The organism is Sorangium sp. So ce406 (assembly GCF_051474675.1).
Lineage (GTDB): Bacteria > Myxococcota_A > Polyangia > Polyangiales > Polyangiaceae > Sorangium > Sorangium cellulosum_G.
Genome location: NZ_CP150340.1, coordinates 8,658,748 through 8,671,596 on the forward strand (window position 1 = coordinate 8,658,748; position 12,849 = coordinate 8,671,596).

General features: G+C 70.8%; 7 protein-coding genes. 4 read left to right on the forward strand and 3 right to left on the reverse strand.

What is annotated here, in order from left to right; translation table 11 throughout:
• Window positions 1-317 precede the first annotated feature (317 nt).
• Window positions 318-1,775 (reverse strand): OmpA family protein, encoded by a 1,458-nt coding sequence (locus tag WME96_RS32215; protein ID WP_437285415.1) that lies wholly within the window; start codon window positions 1,773-1,775, stop codon window positions 318-320.
• Window positions 1,776-1,786: 11 nt separating this feature from the next.
• The gene (locus tag WME96_RS32220; RefSeq protein ID WP_437285416.1) at window positions 1,787-3,010 is read right to left on the reverse strand and encodes a hypothetical protein; all 1,224 of its coding nucleotides are present in this window, start codon (window positions 3,008-3,010) and stop codon (window positions 1,787-1,789) included.
• Between the two features lie 425 nt (window positions 3,011-3,435).
• On the opposite strand from WME96_RS32220, the gene WME96_RS32225 reads away from it, so the two are divergent.
• Together WME96_RS32225 and WME96_RS32230 are read left to right on the forward strand one after the other, a co-directional pair.
• Window positions 3,436-5,937: a M1 family aminopeptidase gene (locus tag WME96_RS32225; RefSeq protein ID WP_437285417.1), complete on the forward strand. Its 2,502-nt coding sequence runs from the start codon at window positions 3,436-3,438 to the stop codon at window positions 5,935-5,937.
• Window positions 5,938-6,025: 88 nt separating this feature from the next.
• A complete protein-coding gene (locus WME96_RS32230) occupies window positions 6,026-6,643 on the forward strand; it encodes a hypothetical protein (protein ID WP_437285418.1) in 618 nt (205 codons plus the stop codon).
• A gap of 280 nt (window positions 6,644-6,923) precedes the next feature.
• Here WME96_RS32230 and WME96_RS32235 read toward each other — a convergent pair whose 3' ends face one another.
• On the reverse strand, window positions 6,924-7,589 hold the full coding sequence (locus WME96_RS32235) for a hypothetical protein (RefSeq protein WP_437285419.1): 666 nt from the start codon (window positions 7,587-7,589) through the stop codon (window positions 6,924-6,926).
• A 232-nt stretch (window positions 7,590-7,821) separates the two neighbouring features.
• Here WME96_RS32235 and WME96_RS32240 point away from each other — a divergent pair, with 232 nt between their 5' ends.
• Together WME96_RS32240 and WME96_RS32245 are read left to right on the forward strand one after the other, a co-directional pair.
• Window positions 7,822-11,940 (forward strand): chemotaxis protein CheB, encoded by a 4,119-nt coding sequence (locus tag WME96_RS32240; RefSeq protein ID WP_437285420.1) that lies wholly within the window; start codon window positions 7,822-7,824, stop codon window positions 11,938-11,940.
• Window positions 11,941-12,281: 341 nt separating this feature from the next.
• Window positions 12,282-12,716: a response regulator gene (locus WME96_RS32245; protein WP_437285421.1), complete on the forward strand. Its 435-nt coding sequence runs from the start codon at window positions 12,282-12,284 to the stop codon at window positions 12,714-12,716.
• Window positions 12,717-12,849: the final 133 nt, after the last annotated feature.

Genomic DNA, 12,849 nt, shown 5'->3' on the forward strand with positions numbered 1-12,849 from the left:
CCGCACGCTGCCCCAACGGCTCTTCTGTCATCGGCGAGCTCTCCCGTCCGTCCATGCGTAGACGTAGCGCGGAGTGCTATCGGTGAGCAAGGCCTCTCCCTGCGTCCGAGGGCGCTTACCTCGGCGCAGCCCCTGATACACTCCGTTCCTGGTTCGCAGGCGGAGCTCGCCCGGGGGCGCGCAGGCGGAGCAGCCCAGGCGATCTCGGCGGCGGCGCCGCAGGGAAAATCCGCGATCAGCTCGGTTGTGGTGTGGCGCGCCGTGCGCTCGTGAAGGACCACGAGGCATTCAGCGGCGCGCCCTCCGGGGCGGGCGCGTCACTCGTCGATCACGAACTCCACGCGCCGGTTCTTCGCCAGGCTCGCCGGGTCGTCGCCCTCGGCGAGCGGCCTGTCCGGACCGAAGCCCTCCGCCGTGAGCCGGCCGGGGCTGACGCCCTTCTGGATGAGGTACTTCCGGACCGTGTCCGCGCGCTCCTGGCTGAGCTGCAGGTTCAGCTCGCGCGTGCCGGTCTCGTCGGTGTGCCCCTCGACCCGCACACGCTCGATCTCGGGGTTCGCCTTCATCACGAGCGCCACCTGGTCGAGCGTCCTGTACGACTCCGGCTCGAGCTCGGCCGACCCGCTCCGGAAGCGGATCGTGTCGCGCATCACGAACTCGCCCTGTTCGTACGAGACGCGCGGATCGCCCTTGTCCGGGCAACCGTCGTCGTCCTCGACGCCGTTGATCGTCTCCTTCTCGTCCGGGCACTCGTCGTCCGAGTTCGGCACGCCGTCCTGGTCGTCGTCGGCGTCCTCCTCGGGGCAGCCGTCGCTGTCGTAATCGCCGTCGCGATCCTCGGGGACATCGGGGCACTGGTCGCGCTCGTCGTCGACGCCGTCGTGGTCGCTGTCGTGCGAGGTCGGCGTGTACTTCACCCCCGCGAACACGCGGAAGATCGGCACGCCGTAGCCGGCCAGCGCGCCGATGCCCGGGCCCGCGGTGATCTCCCACTCCTCGTTCGGGTTGATCTTCACGTACCCGAGCGCCTCGAGCGGCGTCTCCTCCTCCTTCAGGTCGTCCGCGGCGAAGCCGATGCCGCCGTTGGCCTCCGCGCCGATCTCGACCTTGCCGTCGATGCCCCCGAAGCGGTAGCCGAGCGCCGCGGCGTACGTCAGCTCGCTCGCCGCCTCGACGTTCGCGTACGTCGTGCCCTCGCGGATCGCGACGCCCGCGTTGACGCCGAACCGCAGGCCGGGCGCGAAGCGGTGATCGAGCACGATGCGCGGCCAGAACACGACGTTGCGCGCGCCGCCCGAGAAGTCGCCGGTGTGCGTGGGCACGCGCAGCTCGGCCACGAGGGCGAGGCCGATCGAGTCGCGGTCGTCGAGCAGGCGCAGCTTCGGCACGAGCCGGATGTCGCCGAGCCCCGCGAACGACGGCGAGCCCTCCCCCGACTGCGCGAGGAAGAACGGCACGTCGAGGCCGAGCGCGAACGGCTCCGCGATCGTGACCGAGGCCATGAGGTCGGCGCCCAGGCGGCCGCTCACGATCTGGCGCCGCAGGTCGCCGGCGCCCGTCGCGACGATGAGCGGGTTGCGCGCGTAGTTGAGGAACAGCCCGAACGCCCACGGGTCCGCGGGCTCGCGGACGCCGGAGCCCTCGGTGACGACGAAGGCGTCGTGCGTGACGGCGGGCTTGAAGCGCTCGATGTCGATGTCCGTCTCCTGCGCCGACGCGCTCGTCGCGGCGGCGAGGACGGTGCAGGCGGTGGCAGCGATGATCCGTGCGCGCATGGGTCTCCTCTTCATCGGTCCCCCCCGGCTCCGCGGCGCGGGCGCCTCCGCCACGCGAGCGCCAGCCCGCCGACGGCGAGCAGCGACAGCGCGCCCCCGCCGATCGGCGCGGGCCCCGCCGTGCAGGCGCAGGCGCCGCCCTGGACCGCGTCGCCCTCGAGCAGGTCCGGCTCCCCGGGCCCGCCCGGATCTCCCGGCCCGCCCGCGCCGCTCGACGCGGCGCCCTCGACGCAGCGCCCCGTCGGCGCGCAGCGCGCGTCCGCGCCGCACTGGGCGCCGCCCAGCGAGCACGGGCCGCACTGCCCGTCCACGCACACGAGGTCGCCGCACTCCGCGTTCGACGTGCAGGTGCCCGACGGCGCGGGGATGCACCGGTGATCGGGCGAGCAGACCTCGCTCGGGTCGCAGTCGGGCGCGTCGACGCACGACACGGGCAGCACGCAGTCCCCGTCGACGCACACGCCCGCGCCCGCGCAGTCCGCGTCGCGGGTGCAGCCGGTGGGCGGGTTGATCACGTCGGGCACGCGGTCGTCGTCGCTGTCGTCGGCCACGCACGGGGCGGAGAGGCCGATGTCGAGATCGCCCGGCCCCCCCGACGCCGCGTCGTTCACCGAGCGGAAGTAGAGGTTGGCCTCGCACGCCGCGCTCACGCCGACGACGTCGAGGTCGATCGAGCCCTGCGCGTACCCGCGCGTCGCCTCGTTGATCAGCAGCGGGTCGACGTCGGTCCCTGCCTCGGTCGCGACCTGCATCTCGGTGACCGTGACGGGCTCGTAGCTCCCGGCGGCGCCGAAGGCCCAGACGCCCGAGAGCGTGCCGTCGCCCTTCACGCCGAGCACGAACTCGTAGCCGCCCATCGACTCGTCGGCCGTGAACCGCGGGTCGATCTCCGTCGCCTCGGCCGTGCCGCCGGTCCCCCGGTTCCTGTCCGCGTCGATGAACACGAACAGCGTGGCCTGGGCGCCGATCGCGGCCGTCCCCGACACGTACGCGCGCGCCCACAGCCGCCCGGCGTCGGCGACCGCGTAGGCCGTGCGGAAGTCGATGGACTGCTCCGGCTCCGCGAAGGTCGCCTCGCCGTCTCCGGCGACGTCCTCGTCGCCGTAGGGCCAGCGCGGCTCCCCTGTCTTGTCGATCGCGACGATCTCGTCGAGCACCGGCGTCGTCCGCCCGCCGGTCCACGTCTGAGCGGCCGAGCTCGTCGACCCGAGCGCGACCGCGAGCGCCGCCCCCACAGCCAGCGGCGCGACGCATGAGCGCCCCCGTACGCACCTATCTCTGTGATGTGCCATGGCGGGGAGCATCCTCGCACAGGTCCGCGCAACCCTTGCAAATGAAAGGCGTTTTGCGCCTGGAGTGCGCAGGGGTCGCAAGGACACGCACCCGTCGCCGCGCGCGTCTCCTCGCGCGCGACGCAAGCGACTCCTCGCGCGCGACGCAAGCGACCGGGCGCGCTCTCTCGTCGGAGCCGCGCCTCTCGCCGCGGTCTCCGGCGCGCGCGCCGCGCTTGGCCGCGCGCCCGGTTTCTGTAACTGTCCCGCGGTCATTTATGCGTCTATGCGTCGCGGCGCGGCGCGGCCGACGCTCGGGCGCACCGAGCGTCGGGCCCTGGCCGCGCGAGACGATGTCTTCTTCGACCGATTTCGACCGAGGATACCGGATGCACTGCACTGTCCAGAAACACCGCCCCGGAGCGTTCCGGTGGGCGTGCCTGCTGCTTGGATCCCTCGCCGCGGCGTGCTCGGGCGAAGGCCCGGCGCCGCTCGAGGGGGACGCCTTCGACGTCGAGCGCTACGACCTGCGGGGCGAGTTCGACTGGGAGCGGAGCCGCCTCGTCGCGACGCTCGGCCTCACGATGTCGTTCACCGGCGAGGGTCCGCGGAGCGTCGTGCTCGACAGCGCCGTGGCCGAGGTGAAGGACGTGCGGCAAAAGGGCGGCGGCGCGCTCCCGCACACGATCGACCTCGCGCGCGGCGCGCTCGCGATCGACCTCTCGAGCGTGCCCGAGGCGACGGCCGGCGGTCCCGTCGAGATCGAGATCGACTACGAGGCGCTCTCCGGCGACGCGCTCCGCGCCGTGCCGGCGCGCCTCGGCGACCCCGTCGCCGTGCGCGCCGTCTACACGGTCTCGGAGCCGCTCGGCGCGTCGCAGTGGATGCCGTGCCACAACGCCCCCTCGGATCGCGCCGTGTTCTCGGTCGCCCTGCGCGTCGACGCCGGCGAGTCGCTGATCGCGAACGGCGATCTCGTGGGCGACGAGGATCTCGGCGCCGCCGGCCGCCTCGTCCGTTACGAGACCGCCTACCCGCTGCCGACGTACCTCATGGCGTTCGCTGTCGGCGACTTCGAGGTCGAGCGCGGCGCGAGGGGCGACCTGCCCATCGCGGTCTGGCGCCGCCGCGGGCTCCCCGGCGATCACGGCGCGATGCTGGGCGAGCTCTCGCGCGCGATCGGCCGCTTCGAGGAGCTGCTCGTGCCGTACCCGTTCGAGAAGTACGCGCTCGTGCTCCTGCCGGACTTCTCCGCGGGGGGCGTCGAGCACGCGGGGATCAGCTTCCAGCGCGAGGAGCGGAGCACGCAGCCCGCGCTCGCCTCCGATCTCCTGCTCACGACGCACGAGCTCGCGCACCAGTGGTTCGGCGATCTGGTCACGGTGGCGACGTGGGACGACCTCTGGATCAAGGAGGGCATGGCGACGCTGCTCGAACAGGAAGCCGTCCGCGCCTACACGGACGAGAGCGGCGCGGGGACGCTGAACGGCGACGTGATCGACCTCCAGTACGGCGACGCGGTGCGCGACCCGTCGCTCGCGCCCGACGAGAAGTACACGAGCGGCCCGTATGGCCGCGCGGCCTGGCTGCTCACCCAGATCCGCAGCCTCACCGGCGAGGACGCCTTCTGGTCGACGCTCCGCGGCGTCCTCGAGGCGCGCCGCTTCGGCAGCATCGGCACGGACGAGTTCCTCGACGCCTTCGCGCCCGCGCTCGGCCCGGAGGCGACGGCCCGGGCGCGCCGCGCTGTCACGGCCAGGGCGCTCCCGTCGCTCGAGGTCGAGGCCGCGCCCTCCGGCGGCGCGTTCGTGACGCTGCGCGACCCCGACGGCGCGCTCGTCGCGCCCCTGGAGCTCGCGTGGGTGGCCCCGGACGGCCTCACCCGCGCGCAGGCGCTCCTGCCCGGCCAGCGCGTCGAGGTGGCGCCCCGCCACCCGTCCGAGCTCCTCCTCGTCGACCCGCAGGATCGCCACCCCGACTGGGCTTTCCTCGGCACCGAGAGCGATCTCGCGGCCTACGCCGCGGCCATCGCCCCGCTCCGCGTCCCGTCGGATCCCGGGGGTGTCGAGCGCTTCCTCGATGTCGGCGGCGCGCACCAGCTCGCCGCGCTGCAGGGGGGCCTGCCCGAGGGGCTCACCCCCGAGCAGTTCGAGCCCTTCGTGGAGGCCCTCGACGCCGACGCCGCCCGGGCCGTGGCGATCGCGGCCGCGTGCGACGCCGCCTGCGCGCCGGGCCTGGACGAAAAGGACCGCGACGCGTGGACGAGCGTGCTCACCGGCGTGCTCGCCGCGGCGCCCTACAGTTACGGGCTCGACTACGTCGACAGCTACGCCGCGTGCGGCGCGGTCGTCTCGCCCGAGGCGCTGTTCGCCGACGACTGGACCGCGCTCGAGGCCGGGCTCGTGTCGGGCGAGGTCTCCGACGCGCGGCTCCAGTTCCTGTCCAAGTTCCGGCTGCCGCCCGAGCGGGCGCTCGGCGCGTGGGGGCAGGTCGCGCTCGCCGCCAGCTCGGTGCGCGCGCGCGTGCTCGCGATCCGGCACCTCGCGGCCTACCTGGAGGGCCTCGACCCCGCCGCCCTCCCCGCGTGGCGCGCCCTCTTCGTCCGCGTGCTCGGCGAGACCGACGTCGCCGACGTCCTCAACGCCGATCTCCGCGCCGTGCTGTCCTCTGCGGCGCCCACGGCCGCTGGCAACGAGGCGGCGCTCGAGGCCCTGATCCGGGTGCTCCGCTCGCGCGCCGCCCGCTCCGTCCACCCCTCCGCCGTCTGCGCCGCGTTCGCGCTGACCGTCGGTGACGCGGGCGCGTTCGACCGCTTCGCCGCGGCCGTCGAGGGCGCCGACCTGACCGAGCTCCCCCTCTCGCTGCTGCGCTCTCCCGACGGCTGCTACTGAGGCGCTCGCGACAGCCCACCTCGCCGGGCCCTTCGCGGCGCGTCTGGCCACCTGCGCCGGACCCGAGCGCTGCTATGCTCGCCTCCCCATGTCGGAGCTCATCCACCTTCTTCGCCAGGGCGCCCCCCTCGCTCGCCTCGCCGAACATCTCGACGGGTTGACGCACGACGAGCGCCTCCAGGCCCTTTCGACCACGAGCCGCGCCGATCAGCGCGCGCTCTACGTCGCCGCGAGCCAGGCCCCCTCGCTCACGCTCGACTTCTTCGTCCCGGACGGCACTCCGCCTCGTGTAGGCGTCCATCACAAGGGTCGGAACAGCCTTCCTCTCCCCTCTCCCTTCCGTTTCTTCGAGAAGCGTTTTGCTCTCCCCGAGGACGGCAGCGCGCGTCTCTTTGGTTACAACGAGGGTGTCACGCGTTCCTGGGTTGGCCCGGGGTTCTTCGTCGCGCTCCCGACCGCCGGCAATCCTGCGTGGCAGGAGCGCGGCGCGATCGTGATCGACTACTTCCAGGTCCCGGACGGCCCCGTGCCTGACGGCTGGCCTCCGGTCGTCCCGAACAGCAAGGGCCTCCAATCCTTCGTTTACGACGGAACGCGCGACTTCATGCGCCGCGTCTCGCAGCACGTCTCGATCGGCGCCGCGTACAAGGGCGAGAAGTCCCTCGATCATTACTTCACCCTCTGTCGCGCCCCCTCCGGCGGATAGCCCCCTCCGGGAGCCTTCAAACAGCTCCTCTCGGCCCATCACGAAACCACGGTAGGCCCTTTCGTCGGGGGTCTGGCTGTCCCGTCCCGCGATCTCCCCAGGTCCGCCGGGCAGAAATCCTGCCAGGGATCTGCCTCGCGAGAAGAGAGATTCAACGCAAAGACGCAAAGACGCAAAGACGCAAAAAATCAATCATTTCATGCCTTTTTGCGTCTTTGCGCCTTGGCGCCTTTGCGTTGAAATCTCTCCTCATTCCTGGCCGGAATCCTGGCGAGCGGAACTAGTTGTCCCCCGTCCCCCCGGACAGCCGCGCGATCATCCCCTTTCGCAGGAGCCCCACCTTGTTCCGCATGGCGGTCACCTGCTGCCGCATCCCCTCCGCCTGCTCTGCCAGATCCGCGATCCCCGCCGCCGTGGCCGCCTGAACCAGCTCGCGCGCCTCGTCCGCGAGCCGCCCCATGCGCACTTCCACCTCGTCCATGGCCGTCACCACCTCGCCGATCTGCTCCGGCGTCGTCGCGTCGCGCTGGCGCGTCGCGGTCTCCTGCACCAGCAGGTTGATCCCCCGCCCCTCCTCGGCGAGCGCCGCGAACCGCTGGAACAGCCCCCCGAGCTGCTCTGCGCGCCGCTTGATCTCCTCGCCGCGCGCCGCCAGCGCCGTCGCCGTCGCCTCGTGGCGATCCCGCGCCGCCGCGATCGCCGCGATCAGCGACCCGAGCGCCACGCTCACGCGCTGCTGCGCCTCCGCGGCCTCGGTCGTCGACTTCGCCGCGCGCTCGATGCCCTTGCGCGTGTCGAGCGACATCTTCCGCGCCGACTCCGCGAGCTCCTCGAAGCGGAGGAGCTCGCGCTCGAGCGCGCGCGCCGCCTCCGCGAGCTCGCCCCCGCCCTTGCCGTGATCGTCCTTCCCGCCCACGCTGCGGCCGTTCTTTTCGCGCTTGCTCACCTTGCACACTCTCGACCGCCTCTCGCGTCCCTCCGCGTAAGGCGCCCTGCATCCTGCACGATCCCCGGCCCGCGCGGCAGCCCCTGCGCGCCGCCGCCGCGATCCTGGGCGGGCGCACCGCGGCGCCCACGTCGACGGAGCCCCTGCACCGCCGCGCGCAGCGTGGTATCGGATGGCTCCCTACGCGCGCGTCCGTTATTCTCTCGGCCCCTCCGCCCGCGCCCTGTTGTCCATGAGAACGAAGAACAGCAGCCGCGCCAGGCGGCCATCCAGCAGGAAGAAGAAACCGGCGACGGCGCAGGTCGCACCGGATCTGGATGCCCGCTCGCTCGTCCCCGCCGCCGAGGGCGCCGGTGCGCCTGCGCGTCGCGCGCCGGTCGCCCCGGCGCCCCCTTCCTACGTCGTCGGGATCGGCTCCTCCGCGGGTGGCCTCGAGGCGCTCCGGATCCTGATTGGCGGCCTCAAGAGCGCCGACCGGATGAGCCTCGTCATCGTCCAGCACCTCGCCCCGCAGCACCGCAGCCGCCTGGTCGAGATCATCAGCCACTCCACGTCGCTGAACGTCAAAGAGGTCTCCGAGGGCGAGGACCTCTGCGCGAACACCGTCTATGTGACCCCGCCCAACGCGAATGTGGTCGCCGACGGCCGCGCCCTCCTCCTGCGGCGCCCCGAGACCAAGGTCGGCCCGAAGCCCTCGGTCGACCTGTTCTTCAAGTCGATCGCCGAGCACTACGGCGAGAACGCCATCGGCGTCGTCCTCTCTGGCACGGGGTCGGACGGCGCGCAGGGCGTCCGCGCCATCAAGACCGCGGGCGGCGTCACCATCTGCCAGACCCCCGAGTCGGCCAAGTACGACGGCATGCCGCGCGCCGCCAAGCAGACAGGCGCCGTCGACCTCGAGCTCGGCCTCGACGAGATGGCCAATCAGCTCAGCAAGTTCAACGAGCTCGCCAAACGCCCCGATCAGCCGGACGCCTCGCTCCGGCAGCTCAGCTTGACCCAGCAGGACCCGTACCACAGCATCCTCTCCTTCCTGGAGAAGGCGAGCCGGGTCAACTTCGCCCAGTACAAGCAGTCCACCGTCCGCCGGCGGATCGAGCGGCGCGTCATCGCCACGCGCTGCGAGTCGATCGAGGCCTACGCCGACTACCTCCGCGTGCGCCCCGAGGAGGGCAGGCTCCTCTTTCAGGACATCCTGATCTCGGTCACGTCCTTCTTCCGCGATGAGCCGTCGTTCAAGTCCCTGGCGGCCGCCGTCGCGGAGCGCATCGACCAGAAGCGAACCGGCGACAGCCTCCGCGCCTGGGTCGTCGGCTGCGCCACGGGCGAGGAGGCCTATTCGATCGCCATCCTCATCTTCGAGGCGCTCGCGAAGGCGAACAAGCAGCTCAACGTCCAGATCTTCGCGACGGACATCGACGAACAGGCCATGTCCGTCGCGCGCAAGGGGCTCTATCAGAAGGCGTCGGTCGCCGACATCCCCCCGCGGCTCCGGTCCAGGTACTTCGACGAGCAGGACCAGTGGTTCAAGGTGAAGGACTACGTCCGCGACGCGATCGTCTTCGCGCGCCACGACGTCGCCCAGGATCCGCCGTTCCTCAAGCTGGATCTCGTCTCGTGCCGCAACGTCCTCATCTACTTCAACTCCCACCTGCAGGAGCACACGCTGAGGACGTTCCACTTCGCGATGGACACCCAGGGTGCCCTGTTCCTCGGCAAGTCCGAGTCGGCGACGACGGTGGGCGACCTGTTCGAGCTCACGGACAAGAACGCGAAGATCTTCGTCCGGTCCGCGAAGAAGGGCGATCTCCCGCGCTCGTACTCGAGGCAGGAGTTCAACCGCGAGAGCGCGCTCATCACGAAGGATCGCCAGTCCACCACGGCCCAGGATCTCTTCACCTCCATGGTGAACGGCTTCGCCCCGGACTCGGTCCTGATCGGCGACGACCACCGGGTGCGGCACGTCTTCGGGAGCGCCAACCGGTACCTGCACTTCCCGAAAGGCGAGCCCACCGTCACGATCCAGAAGCTGCTCCCGTCCGACGTGGCGCTCGAGGTCACCGCGCTGCTGCAGCGGGCCCAGCGGTCGGGCCACGCCGCGCGGGGGGACCAGCGGCACACGTTCGTCGTCGATCGCGAGGAGCGGAGGATCCAGCTCACGGTCGTCCCGCTCTCCTCCGACGGCCAGAGCGAGTTCATCGTCTGCTTCAACCACGCGCCGTACGACCCGCCCCGCCCCCCCAAGACGCCCGCGGGCAGCTCCCGCCTCGCGCCGGAGGAGCAGGTCCGGCGGCTCGAGCAGGAGCTCGCGGCGGCGCGGGAGCACGTCCAGACCGTCATCGAGGAGCACGACACCGCGAGCGAGGAGCTCCAGGCCCTCAACGAGGAGCTCCAGTCGTCCAACGAGGAGCTCCAGTCCACGAACGAGGAGCTGGAGACCACGAACGAGGAGCTCCAGTCGGCGAACGAGGAGCTCACGACGCTGAACCAGGAGATCAACGTCAAGTCGTCCGAGCTGATGACGCTCAACCAGCGGCTCGTCGCGATCCAGAACGCGATCGCCTATCCCCTCCTCGTCGTCGACAAGAACCTCCGCCTGACCGACTACAACCCAGCCTCCCGCCACCTCTTCCGCATCTCGGAGGTCGACCGCGGCCAGCACATCCGCGCCGCCCTCTCCCACCTCAGCGTCGAGCCCGTCCTCGACATGGTCGCCGCGAGCCTCCAGGAGCGGCGGCCGATGCGGCACCAGCTCGAGGTCCTCGACCGGCACTTCGAGGCGTGCATCCAGCTCATCGAGGGGTCGAAGGGCGAGGTGGACGGGGCCGTGCTCAGCTTCGTCGACAACACCGAGCCCGTGCACGCGCTCACCCAGAGCAGGGTCAGCAAGGAGAGGCTCTCCGCCATCCTCGACAACACGCCGGCGCTCGTGACCATGAAGGACTCGATCGGCGCCTACGTCTACGTCAACCAGCGCTTCTGCGACGTCCTCGGGCGCTCCGAGAAAGAGGTGCTGGGGAGGACGGACGAGGAGCTGTTCGGCCCGAAGTCCGGCAGCGCCATGCGAGAGCGCGACTTCGAGGTGCTGAAGGCCCGAACGTCCATGTGGCTCGAGGAGAGCCTGCACGTGGGCGGGAAGCTCCGGTACTGGCTGTCGTCGAAGTTCCCCCTGCTCGACGAGCGGCGCAACGCCCAGTCCGTCTGCACGATCGCGCTCGACATCACCGAGCGGGTGCTCCAGGAGCAGCACCTCAAGGTCTTCAAGAAGGTCGTCTCCGCCTCGAACGCGGGCCTCGCGATCCTCGAGTCGGCCGAGGGGCAGTACCGGGTGACCTTCGCCTCGAACGAGTTCGCCGACAAGGTCGGCAGGGGCGCGCCCGATCTCCACGGGCTGCCGCTCGACGAGCTGCTCGACGTCGTGCTGAGCGGCGCGGAGTCGACGCGCATCGGCGAGCTCTCGGAGGCCGCCCGCCAGAGCCCGCTCGCGTCGTTCACCATCAACCTGGCGGAGAAGGCGGGGGGCGAGCTCTGGATCGAGCTCAGGACCGCGACCATCAGCTTCGGCGGCGAGGAGCCGAGCTACCTCATCCTCCTCATCTTCGACGTCACCCAGCGGGTCCAGGCGCAGCGGCTCATCCTCTCCCAGCAGGAGGAGCTCTCGCGGTTCAGCAAGCTCGCCTCGCTCGGCGAGATCGCGGCCGGGATCTCCCACGAGATCAACACGCCGCTCAACGTGATCACGACGAAGACCGATCTGCTGAAGCGGCTGGCGGAGCGCGGGCAGCTCGAGAAGGAGCGCCTGTCCCGGATCGCGGTCGAGGTCGACGGGATGGTCGAGAACATCACCAACGTGATCTCGGGACTCAAGTCCATCACCAGGATGGAGTCCGAGAAGCTCCGCCCTCACAACGTCCAGGAGCTCGTGCGCGAGGCCGTCCGCGTCAGCGGCTTCCGTCTCCAGCAGGCGAGCGCCCAGCTCAGCTTCGATCTACCGCGCGAGGACCTCGTCATCGACTGCTATCCCGTCCAGATCGTGCAGATCCTCATCAACCTGCTCAACAACGCGGTGGACGCCATCTCGTCCCTCCGGGAGCGGTGGATCCGGATCGAGGCGCGAGCGTCGGACGACCTGGTCTACGTGCGCGTGATCGACAGCGGCAAGGGGATCGACCCCGCGCTCGCGGAGAAGATCATGACGCCGTTCTTCACGACCAAGAAGGAAGAGCATGGCACCGGGCTCGGCCTCAGCCTCTCGCGCAACATCGCGCAGCACCACGGCGGCGATCTGCGCCTCGTGATGGATCACAAGAATACGTGCTTCGAGCTGGAGCTGCCCCGGAAGCCCATGTGACGCCGTGAGGCCGCCGGATCGCGGGCGCCCGCCGCCGCGGTCGTCGCATCCGGCCGGCGGTCATCGGTCCTCGATCATCGGTCTTCGGGGCGCCGAGGGGTGGTCCCCGGCCCGCCCCCTCGGCCCAAGAAGCGATCTTCACCACATTTTTACACAAAATACACGTCTAGCCGCGCTCTGCCCTGCGCGGCGCCTCCCGCGCGGGCATCTCGGAGTCCGCTGACGCCTGAGCACGGCGGGCGGCGGGGAGTGGAGCCCTCGACGCCCGTCGCGTGAGCTGCTAATCCGTCACGAATGCCCGGCGTGCAGGTCAACACGCAGGTTCACGCGGTGGTGGCAGCATGCTCCTGAACATCATCATCGTCGAGGACAGCGAGGAGCTGTGCGAGGGGTGGCAGGACATCCTGTCGCTCGACGGGCATCACGTGACCTGCTTCTTCAATGGCCGATCTGCCCTGGAGGAGCGCGCGCTCATCATGCAGGCCGACGTGCTGGTCACGGACTATTACTTGCCGGACATCAATGGCTTGACGCTCGTCTCCATGGTCCGGAAGATCCGCGCCGACCTCCCGATCATCCTGCTCACCGGGACGCGGGATCCGGCCATCCGGGAGAGCCTCCGTCAGGTGGAGAACTCGATGTTCCTGAGCAAGCCGATCCGGATAGAGCAGCTCGAGCGGAGCATCCGGGAGCTCATCGCCACCTCGTCGAAGTCCCCGGCGGCGGACGCCGACAAGGCGGACCAGGTGGACCGGCCGCCCTCCTCGCCGTACTGAGCCGCGCATGCCGGGGCGGCCTCGCAGGGTCGCCGTCCCCCGGCCCCGGGTGTCCCACCTTCCTGAAGGATTCCACCGGTTTCGCCTGCAGCCGTTGTCCGGACCGGTGTACTGTATCAAATCGGCGGACCGT